Here is a 20,818-nt window from a genome sequence, read left to right as displayed (position 1 = left end):
CGAGAGGGTCAAGAGTGCGTCGTCGCACGACTGGCGACCCGGCCAAGCACCTGATCGGCCGCTTCAAGGACCGTCTTGACCTCGATTCGGTCCATGGAGCAACGGTCCGGGAAGTCGTTGGCGAAGAGTTCGAGGGGAAGAGACGGGTCGGCCTTGAGGACGATCTCCGGGCCACGCGTGGGGACGCTGGCGAGGCGATAGTCGGTGGGCCCGAAGAGAGAGACCAGGGGTGTGCCTAGGGCGGCGCCCATGTGGCGCGGGCCGGTGTCGTTGGTCACCATGAGGCTCGCGCGAGCGATGAGGGCCTTGAGCGAGTGCATGTCGAGCCCGAGCGCGGGGAGGGCGATGACTCGACCGGGACGATCGGCGCGGCGGACGAGTTCGTTCGCGAGGTCGCTCTCGCGTGGCGCGCCGTTGACGAGCACGGGGAGCGCGTGGCGATCGACGAGATGCCGCGCGAGGGCGGCGAAGCGGTCGACCGGCCAGTGCTTGGCGTCGTTGTTCGCGCCGGGGGTGAGCATGGCGAAGTCATCGGCGTCGGAGAGTCCGGCGCGAGCGATCACGGCGCGGCCGGCCTCGCGCTCGGCGTCGTCGATGGTGAGTTCCAGGAATCGCCCGGCGGGGAGCGGGATCACGCGATTGGGATCGGGGAGGGGCGTGTTCGGCGCGGCGAAGAGCGTGCGCGCGACAAGGTTGTAGTGGTAGTCATGGAGCGAGACGGGGAGCCAGCGGCCATCGGGCGTGCGCGGGACCTTGACGGTGCGCGTGAGCAGAAAGGATCTCGCGTCGCGCTCGTAGCCGATGCGGTTGGGGATGCCGGCGATGCGGGCGATGAGCGCGGTGGAGAAGGAGTTGGGGAGGAGGAGGGCCGTGTCGTACCGGCGCGGGCGGAGCATCTGGGCGAGGCGTTTGGGGCCCATGACGCCCTCGGGCTTGGCGACGTGGACCTCGTCGAAGAGGCCGGCGTTATCGATGAGCGATTCCGAGCCGGGGCGGGCGAGCACGCCGAGGAACGAGCCTTTGTATCGCTCGCGGAGGAGTCGGAGCGTGGGCGTCGCCATGCACACATCGCCGACCCAGGTGGGGAGGACGACGAGCAGGCGGAGAGGGGTGTTGGCCGACACGATTGGTGAGGGTAGCGGGTGAGGCTGGAATCGGCTGTGAATGGCGCTGGTAGCATTGCGTTGGTTGCGATACGACCCTGGGAGATGGGCCGGATCAGTCATCGTTGCCGACGAGGCGCTCGATGGAACGGTCGACGCAGTCGGCGATGAATCGGGCGAATGGCTCGGCGTTGCCGGCGTTGGCGTCTTCGAGTGCCGAGAGATACTGGGCACGCCGATCGACCTCGATGATGGTGTGCGGAAAGCCCTGGCGAAGGAGGTGGAGGTTCATGAGAAGCCTCGCGGTCCGGCCGTTGCCATCGGCGAAAGGGTGGACGGCGACGAGGTTGTAGTGGAGTTCTGCGGCTTGGAGTGCAGGGTGAGAGCCTGGCCGATTGGCACGCTCGAGAAGTGCTGGAACGAGCGTGGAAAAAGTGTGCGAACCGGGCGGGATGAAGCGGGAGCCCTTGATGAGCACGCGATCGGTCCGGAGTCGGCCGGCGGATCTCGGATCGATGTCGGCGAGCACCTGAGCGTGCAGTTGCAAGAGATCGTCCTCGGTGAGCGACCTCTCGATTGGCCATGCCTGCGCCCAGGACTCGATCAGGGTGAGGGCGCGATCGTGGTTGCGTGCCTCGTAGATCTCACGGAGGGACTTGCCGCCGGGCGGGGCGTGGCCTTCGAGGACGAGTTGGGTCTCTCGGAGGGAGAGCGTGCTCCCCTCGATGGCGTTGGAGTGGTAGGTGAGTTCGACTCGAATGGCCTCAACCGAGTTGGGGAGGATGTGGCCAGAGTCACGGGCGGAGCGGAATCGCGCGAACGCCGCGTCAATCCGTGCGAGTTCGGCGGCCAAGGTTTTGGCCTCGGCCTCGAACGCGAGCAGGGGTTGGGGCAAACTCATGGACACGTTCACGATTGTTGGATGGATGTCGCGGGAATGAAAACGCCCCGCTAGTGGTCGCGAGGCGGAGGAGAGATCGAGATGGATCCAGCCGTTTGGCCGTGGTCCGTGGTGTAGGGGATTACTGATCCACGGGCTGCTTTGACTCGCCGCGGATGACGTCGCGGATGGAGCCAGCGTTGTCGAGGGTTGGGGCGGAGAGGGTGTCGTTTCGGATGGCGCCGTGGGCCTCGGCGGCGGCGGTGGCCTCGGCGAGCATGTCGAGGTCGGCCTCGTCGTCGTAGGCCTCGGGGAGTTCCACGAGGGGACGGACCTTGATGTCCTGGTAGGGTCGGAAGCCCGTGCCGGCGGGGATGAGGTGGCCCAGGAGGACGTTCTCCTTGAGGCCGATGAGCGAATCGGACGCACCGCGGAGGGCGGCCTCGGTGAGGACCTTGGTGCTCTCCTGGAACGACGCTCCGGAGAGGAAGGACTCGCTGGAGAGTGCGGCCTTGGTGATGCCCAGGAGGAGCGTTCGGCCCGAGGCGGGACGAGCGCGACGGGCCTTGGCGCCGTCCTTGCCCGCGGCCTCGGCGCGAGCGTTGGACTCGCGGACCTCGTCCTTGGAGACGGGGCGGCCATCGATGCGGAGGTCGGTCCCGCCGACATCGGTGACGATGACCATCTTCTCGATCTCTTTGTTCTTCTGCTTGAAGGTGTACTTGTCGACGACCTCCTGCGGGAGCAGGTCGGTGTCACCGGGAGACTCGATCTTCACCTTGCGGAGCATCTGGGAGAGGATGAGTTCGATGTGTTTGTCGTTGATGCCGACGCCCTGGGCCCGGTAGACGTTCTGGACCTCGTCGAGCATGTAGTACCACAGAGCTTCCTCGCCCTTGATGCGGAGGATGTCGTGGGGGACGAGGGGGCCTTCGGTGAGAGGATCGCCGGCCTGCACGAAGTCACCGGAGTGGACGAGCAGGTGCTTGTCGGTCGAGACGTGGTGGTCCTTCTCGATGCCGGCGTCGGAGATGACGCGGATGGTCATCTTGCCCTTGCGCTTGTCGGAGTGGATCTCGACACGGCCCGAGATCTCGGCCATGACGGCGGGGTCCTTGGGCTTTCGGGCCTCGAAGATCTCGGTGACTCGGGGGAGACCACCGACGATGTCCTGCGAGCCCTGGCTCTGGCGCGGCTGGCGGGCGAGCATGTGCCCCGCCTTGATCTCCTGGCCGTCCTTGACCTCGAGTCGGGCGCGGGCGGGGAGGTAGTGGAAGTCGAGGATGTTGCCGGTGGCATCGACGATGTTGATGGCGGGGTGGAGGTCGCCCTTGTGCTCGATGACCGAGAGGGCCTTCTGGCCGCGACCGGCCTCTTCCTCGCGCACGGTCTCGCCGAGTTCGATGTCGACGAACTGGACGACGCCGTCCTTTTCGGCGAGGATGGGGGTTCGGTGGGGGTCCCACTTGACGAGGAGTTGGCCCTTCTTGACCTCTTCGCCGTCCTTCGCGTGCATGTAGGCGCCGTAGGGGATCTTGTACTTCTCGAGTTCGCGCGACTTGGCGTCGAGGATGGCGATCTCGGCGTTGCGCTTGAGCACGACGAAGACGTCGTGGCCTTCGTCGTCCTTGGTGGGGACGGCGTTGCACTCGTGGAGGACGAGTTTGCCGGCGTTGGCGGCGCGGTACTCGGACTCGGCGGTGGTGCGCTGGCCGATGCCGCCGGTGTGGAAGGTTCGCATCGTGAGCTGGGTGCCCGGCTCGCCGATGGACTGGGCGGCGATGATGCCGACGGCGAGGCCCGGCTCGACGACCTTGCCCGTCGAGAGGTCCATGCCGTAGTCCAGCACGGAGCAGCCGGTGCGGCTCTCGCTAGTGAGCGGGGAGCGGACGACGACGGAGTCGATGCCCAGCGCCTCGATCTTGGCGGCGGCCTCGGCGGAGATCACCTCGTTCTCGGCGATGATCCGCTCGTCGGTGACGGGGTTGACGACGGCGTTGACGCTGACGCGACCGATGATCTGGTCGCGGAGCGGAACATCGACCTGCTCGCCCTTGTAGATGGCGCGCTTGATGATGCCGCGGACGCTCCCGCAGTTCCACTCGCCGATGATCACTGACTGGGCGATGTCGCAGAGTTTTCGCGTGAGGTAGCCCGAGTCGGCGGTCTTGAGGGCGGTGTCGGCGAGACCCTTTCGGGCGCCGTGGGTGGAGGAGAAGTACTCGAGGATGTGGAGGCCCTCGCGGAAGTTGGACCGGATGGGCGTCTCGATGATCGTGCCGTCGGGCTTGGCCATGAGCCCGCGCATGCCGGCGGCCTGCATGATGTTGCTCACGTTGCCGCGGGCGCCCGAGTCGTTCATGAGATAGACGGGATTCAGGTAGGTCGGGAACTTCTTGTCGTCGATCGGGACCTCGGCGCCGTCCTGGTCGCGGCGGTCGTTCTTGAGGGTCTCGACGAGGGCCTTGGTCACCTGCTCGCGGCAGTGGGACCAGATGTCGATCAACTGGTTGTAGCGCTCGCGGTGGGTGATGATGCCTCGGTCGAAGTTCTTCTCGACGCGATCGACGCGCTTCTGGGCGTCCTCGATGAGGCCCGGCTTTTCCTTGGGGATGCGCAGATCGGTGATGCCGAAGGAGAGGCCGGCGAGCGTGGACTGCTTGAAGCCCATCTCCTTGAGATCATCGAGGATGTTGATGGTCGCGGGGCGGCCGACGAAGGCGTAGCAATCGTCGATCACGCGGGCGCACCCCTTCTTGCCAAGGGCGCAGTTGTAGAACGGCATGCCGGGCTTGAGGATGTCGGCGAAGAGTGCGCGGCCGGGAGTGGTCACGAGGCGCCCGTTGGCGGGGATCTTCTTGATACCGCCGGTCTGGCTCTCGACGTAGGAGTCGAAGCCATCGACGCGGAGAACGATGCGCTCGTGAATGCCGACCTTGCCCTGCTCCATGGCGAGAATGGCCTCGCGCCGGTCCTTGAAGACCTTGAGTTGGTCGACCGGGCGGTCGTCGGGCTGCTCGAAGGTGGTGAAGTAGACACCCATGACGATGTCCTGCGAGGCCGAGATGATCGGCTTGCCGTTCGCGGGGGAGAAGATGTTGTGCGTCGAGAGCATAAGGACATGCGCCTCGGCCTGGGCCTCGACGGAGAGGGGAAGGTGGACGGCCATCTGGTCGCCGTCGAAGTCGGCGTTGAACCCGCCGCAGACCAGCGGGTGGATTCGGATGGCGTTTCCTTCGACGAGCACAGGCTCAAAGGCCTGGATGCCCATTCGGTGGAGCGTCGGGGCGCGGTTGAGCAGGACCGGGTGCTGGTAGATGACCTCTTCGAGGATGTCCCAGACGGCCCCATCGCGGCGCTCGAGCATGCGCTTGGCGCTCTTGATGGTGTCGGCGAGTCCGTGCTCTTTGAGTTTGCGGATGATGAAGGGCTGGAAGAGTTCGAGGGCGATCTTCTTGGGAAGGCCGCACTGGTGGAGTTTGAGTTCCGGGCCGACGACGATGACGGATCGCGCGGAGTAATCGACGCGCTTGCCGAGCAGGTTCTCGCGGAATCGGCCTTGCTTGCCCTTGATCATGTCGGTGAGCGACTTGAGCGGGCGGTTGGACGAACCGAGGACCGGGCGGCGGCAGCGGTTGTTGTCGAAGAGGGCGTCGACGGCCTGCTGGAGCATCCGCTTCTCGTTGCGGATGATGACGTCGGGCGCGTTGAGGTCCATCAACTTCTTGAGGCGGTTGTTGCGGTTGATGATGCGGCGGTAGAGGTCGTTGAGGTCGCTCGTGGCGAAGTTGCCCGACTCGAGGAGAACGAGGGGGCGGAGGTCGGGCGGGATGACCGGGACGACGTCCATCACGAGCCACGCGGGGTCGTTCTCGCTCCCGCGGATCTGCTCGATGAGTTTGAGGCGCTTGGCGAAGTCCTTGATCTTCTGCTTGCTCTTGGTCTCCTTGAGCGCGTCGCGCAGGCCGGAGGCCTCGGCATCGAGGTCGGTCTTCTCGACGAGTTCGCGGATGGCGTCGGCGCCCATCATGGCGCGGAAGGCGTTGCCGAACTTCTCGACGGCCTGGCGGTGCTCGTCCTCGGTCAGGACCTGCTTGAACTTGAGTTCGGTATCGCCGGGATCGGTGACGACGTAATCCTGGTAGTAGATGATCTTCTCGAGGTCGCTGGTCTTCATGCCCAGCAAGGTGCCCAGTCGGCTGGGCATGCTCTTGAAGAACCAGATGTGGACGACGGGGCTGGCGAGATTGATGTGCCCCATGCGCTTGCGGCGGACGCGCGAGTGGGTGACCTTGACGCCACAGCGGTCGCAGATGATGCCCTTGTACTTCGTGCCGCGGTACTTGCCGCAGGCGCACTCATAGTCGCGCTCGGGCCCGAAGATGCGCTCGCAGAAGAGCCCGTCGCGCTCGGGGCGGTAGGTGCGGTAGTTGATGGTCTCGGGCTTTTTGACCTCGCCATAGGACCACGCGCGGATGTCGTTGGGCGACGCCAGCGTGACCTTGACGGAGGCGAAATCGTTCACACGGTCGTACACGGTCTCTGCCATGATCGATCAACCTTTCCGCTTCGAGACGGCGCGTCGCGCGCGGGCGTGGGCCCCTCGCGATGAGCCGGGTGTCTTCGTTCCAGTGGTCTTCGTCAATACGGGGATGAGCATCAGGCGCAGCCCCTCGTAGCGTTCTTCGAGCCGTTCCTCGGCCTCGGACAGGATGTCCAGCACCACCGCGAGCCGGGTCACGGGTCTCGCGGGGGTGACATCCACGCGAAAGCAGCCTGCCTCGCCCCGCACGCGACCAACGCGCATCGTGAGCGCCGAGCCACGCGACGAGCGCACGGCGTCGATCTCGGCCTGCACGATCTCGCCGATGTGCGACTCGAGGGTCACGCGGGCACCCCCATCAGGCTTTGGACGACGATCATCGATCGCAGCGCTTCGGTGCGGTCGGCGTCGGCCAGCGTCATACCCGGGCGATAGTCGGCGATCTCGCGGAGCACCCGCAAGCGGCGCACGAGTTTCGACACGTTCCGCCGATGGTCCGCGGACACTCCCGAGACCGTGCGGCGGATGAGCGAGGGGAATTCCGCGTGCGACGGGTTCGATCGATCTCCAAAGGTGTCCACGCCTTGCGCGTGCAGGCGAGCGACCACGGCGGCGTATGTTGCGTAGTAAGCCCGGCTCACGCTGGGGCGGCGCACGCCATCGTCTCGGAGCAACTTCGCGGCCTCTCCCTGCGAGCGCGAGAGATCGCTCCACCCCAACGCGGAACGCTGGAGGGGGCCTCGCCCCCGAGATGTGCGACGATTCGATTCCAACCGATGTCCTTCGCGGTGCACAGTGCATGTGGCCTTGCACACCGGTGTCGTTGAGTCGATTACAGCAGGCTCCCGCCCTCGATCTGCTTCTTCTCCATCGTGATGTTCATGCCCAGGCCCTTGAGTTCGTTGCAGAGCACGTCGAAGGCGACGGGCATGCCCGCCTCCAGTTTGTTCTGGCCCTTGACCATGCTCTCGTAGATCTTGGTGCGTCCCTCGACGTCGTCGGACTTGACGGTGAGGAGTTCCTGGAGTATGTATGACGCGCCATAGGCCTCGAGCGCCCACACTTCCATCTCGCCGAAGCGCTGCCCGCCGGTGCGGGCCTTGCCGCCCAGCGGCTGCTGGGTGATGAGGGAGTACGGGCCTGTTGCACGCGCGTGGATCTTGTCGTCCACGAGGTGGTGGAGCTTCAGGACGTACATGTAGCCGACGGTCGTTTTCTGGCGGAACGGCTCGCCCGTGCGACCGTCGAAGAGTTGGATCTTGCCGCCCCTGGGCATGCGCGCGAGCAGCTCACGCGGGTGGGGCCAGGTGCCCGTGTCCTCGTAGTGCTTCAGGCGCTGCTCGACGTGCTTGTTGGCCTCCTGGACGGCGGCGTGGACCTCTTCCTCGGTCGCGCCGTCGAAGACGGGGGTGACGGCCTGGAACCCAAGGACCTGGGCCGCCCACCCGAGATGCGTCTCGAGGATCTGCCCGACGTTCATTCGGCTGGGGACGCCCAGCGGATTGAGGAGCACGTCGACCGGCGTGCCGTCTTCCATAAACGGCATCTCTTCCTCGGGGACGATGCGGGCGATGACGCCCTTGTTCCCGTGGCGGCCGGCCATCTTGTCACCGACGGAGAGTTGACGCTTGGTCGCGAGGTAGACCTTGACCATCTCGAGGACGCCCGTGGGCAACTCGTCACCACGCTTCATGTGGGCGACCTTGCGGGCCTTCTCGGTCAGAATGGCCTGGACGCGAGGCCAGAACTGGCGGAAGGTCTTCTCCGCGTCGGTCTTGGTCTCCTTGCTCCCCTTGATCCATTTGAGATCGAAGGTGCGGATCTGCTCCATGATGACTTCGGCGATGTCGGCGGCACCGACCTTCTGGCGCGTGTTGGGGTCGACCATCGCCGTCCCCACCACGTCGTTGATCGCGTTCACCATCTGGCGGAAGAGCCCGATCGCCTTCTGGTCCATGTCCGCCTCGTAGGCGGCGATGTCCTTCTTGAGTTGCTTCTTCTGCTCCTCGTTCATGTGGAGGCGGCGGCTGAAGCGCTTGGCGCCGATGACCACGCCCTCGACGCCCGCGGGGACCTCGAGCGAGTCGTTCTTCACGTCCTCGCCGGCGCGGCCGAAGATCGCGTGAAGGAGTTTCTCTTCCGGGGTCAACTCGACCTTGCTCTTGGGGCTGACCTTGCCGACGAGGATGTCGCCCGGCATGACGCGGGCACCGAGGCGGATGACGCCGTTCTCATCGAGGTTGCGGAGCATCTTTTCGCTGACGTTGGGGATGTCGCGGGTGAACTCCTCGCGCCCCAGTTTCGTCTCGCGGATCTCGACGTCGAAGGCGTCGATGTGGATGCTCGTGAAGACATCGTCCTTCACGAGGCGCTCGTTGATGACGATCGCGTCCTCGAAGTTGTACCCGTCGAAGGTGTTGAAGGCGACCATCACGCTGCGACCGATCGCGAGCTCGCCCTGGAGGGTCGAGGCGCCGTCGGCGATGACCTGGCCCTTGCTCACCTTCTGGCCCATCTTCACGATGGGCTTCTGGTTGTGGCAGGTGCGCTCGTTCAGCCCGACGAACTTGCGGAGCACATACTCGTCGGAGTTGTCGATGATGATCCGCTCGGAATCGACGAACGTCACGACGCCCGCGTTCTTCGCCTTCACCACCATGCCGCTGTTGTAGCCCACGGCCTTCTCGACGCCGGTCGCCACGCTCGGCGGCTGGACGCGGATGAGCGGGACGGCCTGACGCTGCATGTTCGAGCCCATGAGCGCGCGGTTCGCGTCGTCGTGCTCGAGGAAGGGGATGAGGGCAGCCGAGATACCCACGATCTGCTTCGGGCTGATGTCGATGTAATCGACGGTGCTCGAATCGACCTGGGTGAGTTCGCCATCGACGCGGGCGACGATCGCGCCCTTCTTCAGTTTGCCATCGGTCGCGATGGTGTCGGCGGGGGCGAGGATCGCCCGCATTTCCTCGTCGGCGCGGAGGTGGATGACCTTGCCCGTCGGCGAGCCGTTCTTCACCTCGCGGTAGGGCGTGCGGAGGAAGCCGTAGTCATCGATGGAGGAGAAGATGCCCAAAGAGGCGATGAGGCCAATGTTCGTGCCTTCGGGGGTCTCGATGGGGCAGATGCGCCCGTAGTGCGAGATGTGCACGTCGCGCACCTCGAAGCCGGCGCGCTTGCGGTTGAGGCCGCCCGGCCCTAGGGCCGAGAGGCGACGCTCGTGCACGAGGGTCGAGAGCGGGTTGGTCTGGTCCACGACCTGCGACAGTTCGCTGCGTCCGAAGAAGAAGTCGATGGCCGAGGAGATCGACTTGCTGTTCACGAGGTCGGCGATCTTCGCGAGTTCCTCGGGGTCCTTGACGCTCATGCGCTCCTGGACGGTGCGACGGAGTTTCAGGAAGCCCTTGCGGAGTTCCTCGACCGCGAGTTCATCGAGCGTGCGGAGGCGGCGGTTGCCGAGGTGGTCGATGTCGTCCACCGTCGCGACCGGGCGGCCCGTCTTGGGGTCCGGGCGGTTGCTGCGGAGGTCGAGCATGTACTGGATCACGCGCAGGAAGTCCTGCGACGAGATGAACATCAGGTCCTCGGGCGTGTTCAGGTCGAACTTGCGGTTGATACGGAAGCGCCCGACGCGCCCCAGGCGATAGCGGTTCTCGTCGTAGAACTTCTCCTGGAAGAGTTGGCGCGCCTTCTCGACCTGCGGCGGGTTGCCCGGGCGGAGCTTGCCATACACCTTGAGGAGCGCCCGCTCGTATTCGGTGTCGGCCTCGAACTGCTCGAGTTTCTCCTCGGCGACGGTGTTCAGGATGAGCACGTCGGAGGGGTTCTCGATGACGCGGACCTTCTTGAGGTTGCTGGAGTGGATCGCCGCCGCGCCCTCTTCGCCGATCTGGCGCCCGACGTGGACGAGTTCCTCGCCGGTGTCGGTGTTGATGATGGAGTCCGCGGCCCAGTGCTCGGGGCGGACCTTCTCGGCGTTGATCTCGCTGATCTCGTAGAAGAGGCTCAGGAGCGCGGGGGTCGTGGAGATCGACTCGTCGAGGCAGCGGAGGAACGTGGTCGCGGCGAGTTTGGTGCTCTGGTCGATGCGCATCGCCAGAACGTCCTTCTTGGTCACCTCGAGCTCGATCCACGAGCCGCGCTCGGGGATGATGCGTGCCGAGTGGAGCGGACGGTCGGACTCGCTGGAGACGATGGAGAAGTCAACGCCGGGCGAGCGGTGCAACTGGCTGACGATGACGCGCTCGGCGCCGTTCACGATGAACTCGCCGCCGCCCATCATGATCGGGAACTCGCCGAGGTAGATGTCTTCCTCGGGCATGTCCGGGCGCCCCTCGCGCTTGAGCAGCACGCCGATGCGGAACGGACGCCCGTAGGTCAGGCGCAACTCGCGGCACTCGTCGCTGGTGTACCGCGGCTCCTCGAGCACGTAGCGCGTGTACTCGAGCTTCATCGTCCCGTCGTAGCTCTCGATCGGGAAGACCTCGCGAAGGAGCGACTCCAGACCGATCTGCACGTCGCGCTCGTCGGGGTTCTTCCCGAACTGGAGGAACCGCTCATACGCGTCGGCCTGGACCTCGGTGAGGTCCGGAATTTCCAGGGCGTCCCCACGCTTGCTGAAGTTGCGAATCGCCCCGTTCCCGTTCGTCGAGCCGGCTGATGATGGCATCGATACCTCGTCTGGTTGTTGGCCGCACGTCGATGGCGAGGCCGGGAGAGACACGCTTCGAACTGTGGTGACAGGGATCGCCTTCCCGAAGTTGTGCGTTCGCCTTTGAGGACGAACATCCAACCTGCCGGTTGTGGTGCCCCGGTGTGGTCACTGTGTTCTTAGACTGTCTTCCTGACTCCGCCGTGCCGATGGTCCACTGGTTTCCCCGCCCTCACCGCGTGGTGTGGAACCGATGAGTATAGCCACCACCCCTACGGCCCATCCCGGCCATGTGCAAGCCGGGCCTGCAGATTTCATGCCAGAATTTCACAATACCTTGCCATATCCGGCCTTGGAACAAAAATCCTGTCCCAGAATTCATGTTTTGATAAGCCTGGGACCGAACGGCAAGCCCAAACAAAATGCAAAAGGCCCGGGCGATTGGCCCGGGCCTCTCAAGACGTCAGATGGAGTTGTAGATTACGTGAGTTCGACGGTCGCGCCGGCCTCGGTGAGCGACTTCTTCATCTTCTCGGCGTCGTCCTTCGAGACGCCTTCCTTGACCGCCTTGCCCGGAGCGTCGACGAAGGCCTTCGCCTCGGCGAGGCCCAGGCCCGTGATCTCGCGGACGGTCTTGATGACCGCGATCTTCTTCGCGGCATCGACGGCCTTGAGGACGACGTTGAAGGAGGTCTTCTCCTCCGCCGCCGCCGCCGCGCCACCGCCGCCACCCGCCGCCATCACAACCGCGCCACCGGCGGCGGCCTCGATGCCGTAGGTCTCCTTCATGTACTTCCCGAGGTCGACCGCCTCCTTGAGCGTGAGGCCGGCCAGTTTGTCCCCGAGGTCCTTGATCTTCGCATCGAACGTGGTTGCTTCGGACATGTCTTCACCTTTGCGTGGGATTCGCGACCCACTCATTCGCCCGTGCCAGTGGGGCCGAGACGCTCGGCGCTTTCATCCACCCGTGAGGCGGACCAGAGGCACGATGATTTCACACACAGTCACCGACACGCGACGGACCGAACTGAGCCGCGGCTCACCCGACCTTCGCGATGGGTTCGTTCTTCTCCAACTTGCTCTCGATCGCCTTGACGAGACCCGCGACGGTCGAGCCGGGGCCTTTGAGGGCTCCGAGCAGATTGCGCCCGGGGCTGACGACGAGGGTGACGACCTTGGCCTGGGCCTCCTCGCGCGTCGGGAACTTGGAGAGTTCCATCACGCCGGCCTTGCCCTTGAAGACCTGCCCGTCGAGGATCGCGCCCTTGAGCTCGATCGCGGGCATCTTGGCCATCAGCCCGACGATCTCGCGAGCGACCTCGACCACGGACTGTCCGCCGTAGGCCAGCGCGGTGTGCCCGGTCAGGAACTCCTTGAGCGGCTTGAGCTCGGTGGAGTCCATGACCTTCTTGGCGAGTTCGTTGCGGACAACCGCGATGCGGATCTGCTTCTTCGCGAGTCCGTTGCGCATCTCGGTGGTCTGCGTTCCCTTGAGGGCGGAGATGTTGATCACCAGGGCGTCGGCGGCGTCGCCGATCCGGTCCTGGTAGTCACGCATGATGATGGTTTTGACTTGCTTCGACATGGTTCGCTCCAGATCTCGGTATGGGGCCCGACGCGTTCGTCACGCGTCTTTAGGCCGTCGCCTCCGCCACCACGTGCTTCACCTGAACGCCCGGCGTCATGCTCCCCGAGACCGTGATCTTCTTGATGTACGTCCCCTTCGAGGACTGGGGCTTGACCTTCTCGATGGCGTTGATGAAGTACTGCAGGTTCTCGAGGAGGTCCTGCTCCTTGAACGACATCTTGCCGATGACCGCGTGGACGTTCCCGCCCTTGTCGGCGCGATACTCGACCTTGCCCGCCGAGTATTCCTTGACCGCGTCCGCGACGTTCGGCGTGACGGTCCCGGCCTTGGGGCTGGGCATGAGGCCCTTGGGCCCGAGCACCTTGCCGAGTCGCGACACAACTCGCATCATGTCGGGCGAGGCGATCGCGACGTCGAAGTCCATCCAGCCCTTCTCGATCTCCGCGACGAGTTCCTCGCCGCCGGCCTTCACGGCCCCCATCTGGAGCGCCTTGGGCGCCACGTCGCTCTGGCAGAAGGCCACGACGCGCTTGGTCTTGCCGATGCCTTTGGGCAGGCTCACCGCGCCGCGGAGGTTCTGGTCCGCCTGGTTCGTGTCGATCCCCAGGTGCATGCAGACGTTCACCGTCTGATCGAACTTGGGGGCTTTGAACTTCTTGAGGGCGCTTACGGCCTCGGCGGCGTCCACCGCGTTTGCGGGCGCGACGCCCGAGTTCGCCTTCTGCCTCTTGGTGATCCGATATGCCATGCGTCTTCTCGCTTCAAGAGCGTTGTCGCTCGTGTGTGTGCCTTGAATCAGCCCTCGACCGTCACGCCCATGGAGCGGGCCGTTCCTGCGATCACGCGCATCGCCGCCTCGATGGACTGCGAGTTCATGTCCGCCATCTTCTCTTGCGCGATCTTTCGGACCTGGTCCTGGGTCAGTTTGCCGACCTTGGTCTTGTTCGGCTCGCCCGAGCCCTTCTCCGCCTTCGCCGCGTCCTTGATCAGCACGCTCGCGGGTGAACTTTTGATCTCGAGGTCGAACGACTTGTCGGTGTAGACCGTGACGACGCAGCCGACGACCTTGCCCTTGACGTGCTGGGTCGCGGCGTTGAACTTCTGGATGAACTGCCCGGGGTTGACGCCCTTGGAGCCCAGCACGGGGCCGAGCGGTGGCGCGGGGGTCGCGGACCCACCGGGAGCCATGATCTTGAAGACTTGAGTGATTTCTTTCTTGGCCATCGTTTTCCACCTCCCACAATGGTCCCGGATGCTCTTGCAAGCCCCGGACACGACCTCCGGCCTGGAGAGTCGCGGACCAAAGTAGTCCTGTCGGTTCTGGGTTGTCCTATTCCAAGGCGTCGGCCCTGGAGCAGTCAAGCCTCATTGACGAGGGCGGGAGGATAGCCGCCACACCATGGGTTTCCAAATTCCCATCAAGCCGAATTCATATTGAGTCAGTTGGCCCAAAGTACGTGCGGCGTCGTGAGAATCCAAACAAAAGCCTATTTTCGATCGTGCTGTCGCATGTCATTCTCTGACTTGGACTTATCCGCGTCATTTTCCTCGGCCATCCTCCGACGCTGGGTGTCCAACGCGGTTTCCATCCACCCGGCGATCGTGGCGTCCAGATCGTGGTCCTTGGCCTTCCCGAGGCACTTCTCTGCCAGGTCCAAGCGAGCGGAGTCCGTGGTACTTTCCGCCTGCATCAGCATGACGACCGCCAGCCATGCTATGCCTTGTTTGGTCGAGTTTGCCTGTTGGGTCGCGCGAGAGACCAGCGTCCGCACACGGGTTTCATCCAGGCCCGAGGCCTCGATATCGAGCGGCGTGAGCGCCAGTCGCGGGTCGTCGGCGTAGGCCGACAGGATCATCGCGATCCCCTCGTTCACCCGTCCGGCCTCCAGCATCGCCACGCCCAGTAGCCGCTTACCCACGCCATCGCTGGGATGGACCGCCACGTGCTTGAGCAATGGCTCGATCGCCTCCTTCGCACGCTTGGACTTGAGCGCGTCGATTCCCAACTGCCAGGATGTCTTTTCGGCCGGCGGCTTGCCATCAACCCAGCCAAGACGCTCCATCTCGGCCTCGACCGCCTCGCGGCGGAGTTCCGACTGCATGCCGCGCGCAATCTTGGCACGATCTTCCGGCGAGAGGCTGTCGAGCGTGCGCCGATCGAACAGTGTGGCCCCGCCGCCGCCGATGATGTACGGATGCCCGGTGGTGTCGAGCGGTTTGCCGGCGTGCGTGGCGCTTGTTTCGGCATTGTCCATCGCGTGTCGACGATCGTCGTTCTGCCACGCGGCATCGACGAGCGCGAGCCTCGCGAGCATCGCCGGATCATGGGCCGCGGTCACCATCCACTTCGGCCCGCTGTTTTGCAGCCACTCCTGCCACAGTTGTCGATCGATCCGTGGCGGAAAGCCCGTCGAGGTCGCGCGCGGGCGACGCGGCACGCCGGACGCTTGGGCACCATGCCCATGATGCCTCGCACCGACCATGGAGAAGCCGGCCCGTCGCGAGGATTCCGGTCGATAGAGCGAGCCCGGATAGTTCTCTCCAAGCCGCGAATCGGTGTTGGGCACGGCCAACTGGCGCACACCATCGCCGACCTTGATACCCACGCCGGGCGCGGTCTGGGGCGCAATGTCCGATGTGCCCTTGGGACTGATGCCGGGAGCCGTCGCCTGTCCGAGCGCTCCCGCGGCCAGCGCCATCGCAAGCACGCCGACAGCAACGCGTGGATTGGGAAGCCCACCGTGCTCCGACGCGCGCGTGCCGATGGTCGCTGTGTTCGTGGTCATCGTGCGTCTCCTTGCCTGTCCCCCACGGCTTGCCCCCGCTCGAGCGCCCGCTGTCTCTTAGACTCCGGACTCGACTACGGGTTCTGTAACGAATTTGACGTCCATCCGACGATCCGTCGCGCCAAGCCCGACCTGTGCATCGGTCCGTGGGCGCCATCACGTTGTACCGGCATGGTTCGTACTCTGTTGCATGCCCGACAACAAATCTTCACACATTCCGCATGGTCCGTTTGTTCTGGGCCTGTTTGCCCTGATCGCCGTAGCTCTGTATGGATGCGCGGCACAAGGCACGGTTCGGCTCTCCTCCGCCAGCACCCAGCGTGCCTTCGAGACCCGTCTCCCCACCCGCGTTTTCGCCCGTCAGGACGCCAACGCGGTCGACATCTACATGACCGACCTGCCCATCGAGCGGTGGCACCCCGACACCTCACTCGCCGGCGTCAGCGCCAGCCTCGTCCACATCCACCAGTTCATCGCCCCTAAACCCGGTGAGACCCCAATCTCCAACAACGCCTCCAACGCCACTGTCCGCTACATTCTCATCGCCCCCACCGGTGTCGGCATCTATGCCGGGGGCGGCTTCCTCCGCGCCTCGGGCGACACCACGCTCCACGCGACGCTGGTGGGCTCCACGGTGAACCTCGTCCACCACTCGCCGGGCTTCACCGATGCGCTCGGGCCCAGCACGCTCACCGCGACCGTGGACGCGACAAGCGACGATCGGGCGATCGCCGCGCTCCAGGCGCGTGTGCAGACCATCGTCCAGTCGCTTGCCGGCGCGCCCTGATTCGCACAGGGTTGTATCTCCGCCCCACCTACCCTCGTCCATGAGTCTTCGTTACACGCGTCGCCTGCTCGAGCACCTTAAGCACGACGACTACACCCCTCGCAAAGTCCCGGAGGTCGCACGCGATCTCGCCATCCCGAGCGAGGAACTTCCCGAGTTCGAAGAGGCCGTCCAGGCCCTCGCGCGACAGAAACTCGTCCACCTCAACCAGGCGGGCAATCTCTCGCTCCCCTCCCTCGCCTCGCGCGGCGGCGAGATCACCGGAACCTTCCGCCGAAACCCGCGTGGATTCGGCTTCGTCGAACCTTCGCCCTCGGTGAAAGAGGGAAGCGTCTTCGTCGGCCCGGAGGATACCCTCGACGCCCTCACGGGTGACACCGTCCGTGTCGCGCTCGAAGTCGACCGACGCGGCGGCGGCAAGAACTCCAGCGGATTCGTCGGCGTCATCGTCGAGGTCGTCAAACGCAAACGATCCAACTTCGCCGGCGAACTCTTCAAACGCGGCGACCAGTGGCTCGTCGCGCCTGATGGCCGCGAACTCACCGAGCCCATCGTCGTCCGCGACGCCACCAGCAAGAACGCCCGCGAGGGTGACAAGGTCATCGTCGAGATCCTCGCCTATCCCCAGCCCGGACTCGGCGGCACCACGTCCCTTGCCGAGGGCGTCATCACCAAGGTCCTGGGCGACGCCGGCCGCCCCGATGTTGAGACCCAGGCCGTCATCGCGGCGTATGACCTTCCCGGCGAGTTCCCCGAGGAGTGCGTCGACCAGGCGCGCGAGGCGACGCAGAGTTTCGACAGCCAGATCGGCGCGTGGCGTGAGAAGGGCGCGTCGTCGCTCACCGGCCGAATCGACCTCACCAAAGAGTTCATCATCACCATCGATCCGCCGGACGCGAAGGACTACGACGACGCGATCTCGATCAAGCGCACCGCCGACGGCTGGGAACTCGGCGTGCACATCGCCGACGTCGCCCATTTCATCGAGCCGGGCTCACCCCTCGATGTTGAGGCCAAGGACCGCGCCAACTCGTGCTATCTGCCGCGATTGGTCATCCCCATGCTCCCGGAGATCCTGAGCAACGGCATCTGTTCGCTGCAGGAGGGCGTGCCGCGATTCTGCAAGTCGGCATTCATGACCTACAACCGCCACGGTGAGGTCAAGGCCGAGGGTGTCGCCCAGACGCTCATCCAGTCCGCCAAGCGATTGACCTATCTCGAGGCCCAGGCGCTGATCGATGGCGACCTCACCGAGGCGCGCCGCCACGCCAAGACGCCGCCGAAGTACTCCGACCAACTCCTCGAGGCCGTTCGAGAAATGAACGAACTGGCCCGCCAGATCCAGGCGCGTCGCGACCGCCAGGGGATGATCGTCCTTGATCTTCCCGAGGTCGAACTGGTCTATGACGAGCACGGTCGCGTCGTCGATGCCGAGCGCGAGGACGACGCCTTCACCCACAAACTCATCGAGATGTTCATGGTCGAGGCGAACGAGGTGCTGGCGCGCCTCTTCGAGAATCTCGGCGTGCCGCTGCTCCGACGCATCCACCCCGACCCCGTCCCTGGCGATGTCGACGAGATGCGCAAGGCCGCCCTCGTCGCGGGGTTCCGCATCCCCAAGGCGCCCTCGCGCGAGGAACTGCAAGGACTGCTCAAGGCGACGCATGGCACGCCCGCCGCGAGAGCCGTCCACATGGCCGTGCTCCGCACGCTCAGCAAGGCCGAGTACAGCCCCGCCCTCATCGGGCACTTCGCCCTCGCCAGCGAGGCCTACGCCCACTTCACCAGCCCCATCCGGCGCTACGCCGACCTCACCGTCCACCGCGCCCTGGCCGAGTACCTCCGCAAGACCGACAACGGGACGAAGCGCCCAAAGTCCGACCCCGACAAGCGCCGGCTCGGACAGGACCTCCTTCGCACCGAATCGTGTCCCCCAGAAGAAGAACTCGTCGAGATCGGACGCCACGCGACGCGCCGCGAGGAGAACGCCGAGGCCGCCGAACGCGAGTTGCGGTCGTTCCTCGTCCTCCAACTCCTTGCCGAGCACATCGGCGAGTCGTACTCGGGCGTGGTCACCGGCGTGAACCCGCGCGGCGTCTTCATCCAGATCGACAAGTTCCTCGCCGACGGCTTCATCAAGGCCGAGGATCTTCCCGGCGACACAACCCGCGACAACCTCCGCCCCTTCTGGAAGGTCGATCAGAAGTCCGGCGCGCTCGTCGATCAGCGCTCGGGGCGCTCGTTCAACTTCGGCGATCTTGTCACGGTCAAGATCGCCAACGTCGATCTCGCCCAGCGTAAACTCGATCTCGTCATCGCCGACGATTCCGCCAGGGCCGCGGGCAAGCGGAAGAACACCACGCTCGGGCTTCAGACCGGACTCAGCGGCGGGATGTCCACCCAGGGTGCCGGCGGCGGATTCCCGGACTATGACCGGCGTCGCGGCATGTCCGGCGGGCAACGTCGGAGCCAGAAGTCCAAGTCGCGCGACAAACGCAAGGGCAATCGATTCCGCGACCGGTAACCACGACTCCGTGGACCACCCCGCATCTCGTCGTCGTCCATTTGTACAACCCGATAGCCGCGTTTCCAGGCATGAGGCTCCGAGTGTGCCGTGTCTAGCGGTTCTTTTTTGTCAATCCGGGCAACTTGTGCGGTTTTTTTTGCAATTTCTGTTGACAATCGCTCGTTTCGTTGTATCTTGCTCCCCATAGGAGTTGAGAGGGACAGGCTGTGCCCAGCGCAGAGCCTGGGGAAGGGAGAGATCGAGTTATGTCATCTTTGTGTGGTCGTTTTGTCGCCATGGCGATGGGGACTTGTGGACTTGCCCTGTCTTCGTCGGCGGCCATCGTTTTCACCCCCGTGTACAACCCGAGCAATGGGCATTACTACGCCCAGATCTCCGCGATCGATGCCGGTCACAACGACGGGATCACGTGGGATCAGGCGTACGCCATCGCCGAGTCGCTCACGTTCATGGGGCTCAAGGGCCACCTCGCGACCATCACGTCGCAGAACGAGACCGATTGGGTCGTCGCCAACATGCAGCAGGCCTGCATCGACCTGTACTACCTCGGCGGACGCCAGACCCCTGGCCTCTCCGATCCCGAGGCGGGCTGGTCGTGGGTCACGGGCGAGGTCTGGAACTACACGAACTGGGAGACCATCGAGCCCGAGCCCAACGACGGACGCGGACACGTCGATGAGATCATCCTCTCGCTGTGGCGTTACGACTACCGCGCGCCGTACAACCCCGCCAGCGGTTACCCGCTGGGCGTGTGGAACGATGAGCCTCTGACCTATGTCGAGGACGGCATCACCTACACCCACACGAGCAAGGGCTTCCTCGTCGAGTTTGAGGCGCCGATCCCCGCGCCGGGGTCGCTCGCTCTCGCGGCGCTCGGCTCGTTCGTGATGCTCCGTCGTCGGCGATAGATTCGCCACTCCACCATCGGGTCGCGCATCGCGACTCTCCACAAGCATGCACGCACGCGAGACGTGTGTGATCACGCCGTATTCGGCTCGGATCACCCGCGCGTCTTCGCGTGCTTGTGCGCGCTCATCATCTTACAAAAATGCCCTAATTTATAGGCGTTTTTTGGCATTGTCACCTTGACATTCACGTGCGACCGTGTATCTTGATCCCTTAGGAGTTGAGAGGGACAGGCCGCGCCCAGCGCGTCGCCTGGGGAAGGGAGAGATCGAGTCATGAACAAGTCGTACGTGCGTTGTACCGTGGTCGCGTTGGCCCTTGGAGGTGTCTCGTCGATCGCGCACGCGGGGATCGTGTACACCCCGATCTATAACCCAGCCAACGGCCACTACTACGCCCAGATCACCGCGTTCAACGCGCTCCATCCCGACGGGATGACCTGGGACCAGGCGAAGAACGTGGCCTCGGGCCTCGCATTCACCGACGGTCATGGGCAGACGTTCACTGGGCACCTCGCCACGATCACCTCGGCCGCTGAGACCAACTGGGTTGTCGCCAACCTGTACGAAGCCGTCACCAATCGGTACTTCCTCGGTGGGTATCAATCCGCGGGCGCAACCAGCCCCGCCGACAACTGGACCTGGATCACAGGCGAAGCGTGGTCCTACACCAACTGGGAACCAACGCAACCAGAGCCGAACGACGGCGGCGACCAGATCGAGAACGGCGAGGAGAGCATCCTCACCCTCTGGATCGCCCGCTTCGACCCCACAGACCAATACCCGCTCGGCGTGTGGAACGATCAACCCACCAACCACATCGAGTTCGGCTTCGTCGTCGAGTTCGAACCAACGATCCCCTCACCCGGTGCCCTGTCGCTCTTGGGTTTGGGTGGTCTTGTCGCGATGCGTCGCCGCCGATAGAGATCTGTCTGGGTTCGATGCAAGTGATTCGAGCGCATTAATCCATCGGCGCCGATGGCGCATCTCCTGTTTGTACATTGACTTGTGCAACTCGATTCTCGGTGTCGAACGCGAATTCAAGATTGTG

The 20,818-nt window shown here is 64.6% G+C and carries 15 protein-coding genes; 4 read left to right on the top strand and 11 right to left on the bottom strand.

What is annotated here, in order from left to right:
- Positions 1-8: 8 nt before the first annotated feature.
- From waaF to IPK69_08970, 11 genes are all read right to left on the bottom strand, one after another.
- Complete coding sequence (gene waaF / locus IPK69_09020) at positions 9-1,124, bottom strand: lipopolysaccharide heptosyltransferase II (protein ID QQS08139.1); 1,116 nt, start codon at positions 1,122-1,124, stop codon at positions 9-11.
- Positions 1,125-1,218: 94 nt separating this feature from the next.
- Positions 1,219-2,004 (bottom strand): Fic family protein, encoded by a 786-nt coding sequence (locus tag IPK69_09015; GenBank protein QQS08138.1) that lies wholly within the window; start codon positions 2,002-2,004, stop codon positions 1,219-1,221.
- Between the two features lie 121 nt (positions 2,005-2,125).
- Positions 2,126-6,532, bottom strand: coding sequence for a DNA-directed RNA polymerase subunit beta' (gene rpoC / locus IPK69_09010; GenBank protein ID QQS08137.1), 4,407 nt, complete (start codon positions 6,530-6,532; stop codon positions 2,126-2,128).
- A gap of 6 nt (positions 6,533-6,538) precedes the next feature.
- Positions 6,539-6,871, bottom strand: coding sequence for a hypothetical protein (locus IPK69_09005; protein QQS08136.1), 333 nt, complete (start codon positions 6,869-6,871; stop codon positions 6,539-6,541).
- Complete coding sequence (locus IPK69_09000; protein QQS08135.1) at positions 6,868-7,200, bottom strand: hypothetical protein; 333 nt, start codon at positions 7,198-7,200, stop codon at positions 6,868-6,870. Before IPK69_09000 ends, IPK69_09005 begins: the two co-directional genes overlap by 4 nt.
- Positions 7,201-7,358: 158 nt before the next feature.
- Positions 7,359-11,192 (bottom strand): DNA-directed RNA polymerase subunit beta, encoded by a 3,834-nt coding sequence (gene rpoB / locus IPK69_08995; GenBank protein QQS08134.1) that lies wholly within the window; start codon positions 11,190-11,192, stop codon positions 7,359-7,361.
- 462 nt (positions 11,193-11,654) lie between these two features.
- Entirely contained in the window at positions 11,655-12,059 is a 405-nt protein-coding gene (gene rplL / locus IPK69_08990; GenBank protein ID QQS08133.1) for a 50S ribosomal protein L7/L12, read from the bottom strand.
- A 154-nt stretch (positions 12,060-12,213) separates the two neighbouring features.
- Positions 12,214-12,759, bottom strand: a complete 546-nt coding sequence (locus IPK69_08985) for a 50S ribosomal protein L10 (protein QQS08132.1) — start codon at positions 12,757-12,759, stop codon at positions 12,214-12,216.
- A 49-nt stretch (positions 12,760-12,808) separates the two neighbouring features.
- The gene (locus IPK69_08980) at positions 12,809-13,510 is read right to left on the bottom strand and encodes a 50S ribosomal protein L1 (protein QQS08131.1); all 702 of its coding nucleotides are present in this window, start codon (positions 13,508-13,510) and stop codon (positions 12,809-12,811) included.
- A gap of 47 nt (positions 13,511-13,557) precedes the next feature.
- Positions 13,558-13,986: a 50S ribosomal protein L11 gene (rplK, locus tag IPK69_08975; GenBank protein ID QQS08130.1), complete on the bottom strand. Its 429-nt coding sequence runs from the start codon at positions 13,984-13,986 to the stop codon at positions 13,558-13,560.
- Positions 13,987-14,249: 263 nt separating this feature from the next.
- Positions 14,250-15,548, bottom strand: coding sequence for a hypothetical protein (locus IPK69_08970; protein QQS08129.1), 1,299 nt, complete (start codon positions 15,546-15,548; stop codon positions 14,250-14,252).
- A 190-nt stretch (positions 15,549-15,738) separates the two neighbouring features.
- Between IPK69_08970 and IPK69_08965 the strand changes: the two genes are divergently transcribed.
- From IPK69_08965 to IPK69_08950, 4 genes are all read left to right on the top strand, one after another.
- Complete coding sequence (locus IPK69_08965) at positions 15,739-16,335, top strand: hypothetical protein (protein ID QQS08128.1); 597 nt, start codon at positions 15,739-15,741, stop codon at positions 16,333-16,335.
- A 40-nt stretch (positions 16,336-16,375) separates the two neighbouring features.
- Positions 16,376-18,859: a VacB/RNase II family 3'-5' exoribonuclease gene (locus IPK69_08960; GenBank protein QQS08127.1), complete on the top strand. Its 2,484-nt coding sequence runs from the start codon at positions 16,376-16,378 to the stop codon at positions 18,857-18,859.
- Positions 18,860-19,137: 278 nt separating this feature from the next.
- Positions 19,138-19,770: a hypothetical protein gene (locus tag IPK69_08955; protein QQS08126.1), complete on the top strand. Its 633-nt coding sequence runs from the start codon at positions 19,138-19,140 to the stop codon at positions 19,768-19,770.
- Between the two features lie 273 nt (positions 19,771-20,043).
- Positions 20,044-20,691: a hypothetical protein gene (locus IPK69_08950; protein QQS08125.1), complete on the top strand. Its 648-nt coding sequence runs from the start codon at positions 20,044-20,046 to the stop codon at positions 20,689-20,691.
- The last annotated feature ends 127 nt before the right edge of the window (positions 20,692-20,818 follow it).

This window comes from Phycisphaerales bacterium (assembly GCA_016699835.1).
Taxonomy (GTDB): Bacteria; Planctomycetota; Phycisphaerae; order Phycisphaerales; family UBA1924.
The sequence above is the reverse complement of the archived record's forward strand: the minus strand, read 5'-3'. Positions and strand labels throughout refer to the sequence as shown.

Bases quoted from the DNA above. Each gene is read 5' to 3' on its own strand.
- IPK69_09015 (QQS08138.1), bottom strand. From the start codon at position 2,004: ATGAGTTTGCCCCAACCCCTGCTCGCGTTCGAGGCCGAGGCCAAAACC.
- IPK69_08955 (QQS08126.1), top strand. From the start codon at position 19,138: ATGGCGATGGGGACTTGTGGACTTGCCCTGTCTTCGTCGGCGGCCATC.
- IPK69_08960 (QQS08127.1), top strand. From the start codon at position 16,376: ATGAGTCTTCGTTACACGCGTCGCCTGCTCGAGCACCTTAAGCACGAC.
- IPK69_08985 (QQS08132.1), bottom strand. From the start codon at position 12,759: ATGTCGAAGCAAGTCAAAACCATCATCATGCGTGACTACCAGGACCGG.
- IPK69_08950 (QQS08125.1), top strand. From the start codon at position 20,044: ATGAACAAGTCGTACGTGCGTTGTACCGTGGTCGCGTTGGCCCTTGGA.
- IPK69_08965 (QQS08128.1), top strand. From the start codon at position 15,739: ATGCCCGACAACAAATCTTCACACATTCCGCATGGTCCGTTTGTTCTG.
- IPK69_08980 (QQS08131.1), bottom strand. From the start codon at position 13,510: ATGGCATATCGGATCACCAAGAGGCAGAAGGCGAACTCGGGCGTCGCG.
- IPK69_08970 (QQS08129.1), bottom strand. From the start codon at position 15,548: ATGACCACGAACACAGCGACCATCGGCACGCGCGCGTCGGAGCACGGT.
- rpoC (QQS08137.1), bottom strand. From the start codon at position 6,532: ATGGCAGAGACCGTGTACGACCGTGTGAACGATTTCGCCTCCGTCAAG.
- rplK (QQS08130.1), bottom strand. From the start codon at position 13,986: ATGGCCAAGAAAGAAATCACTCAAGTCTTCAAGATCATGGCTCCCGGT.
- rplL (QQS08133.1), bottom strand. From the start codon at position 12,059: ATGTCCGAAGCAACCACGTTCGATGCGAAGATCAAGGACCTCGGGGAC.
- rpoB (QQS08134.1), bottom strand. From the start codon at position 11,192: ATGCCATCATCAGCCGGCTCGACGAACGGGAACGGGGCGATTCGCAAC.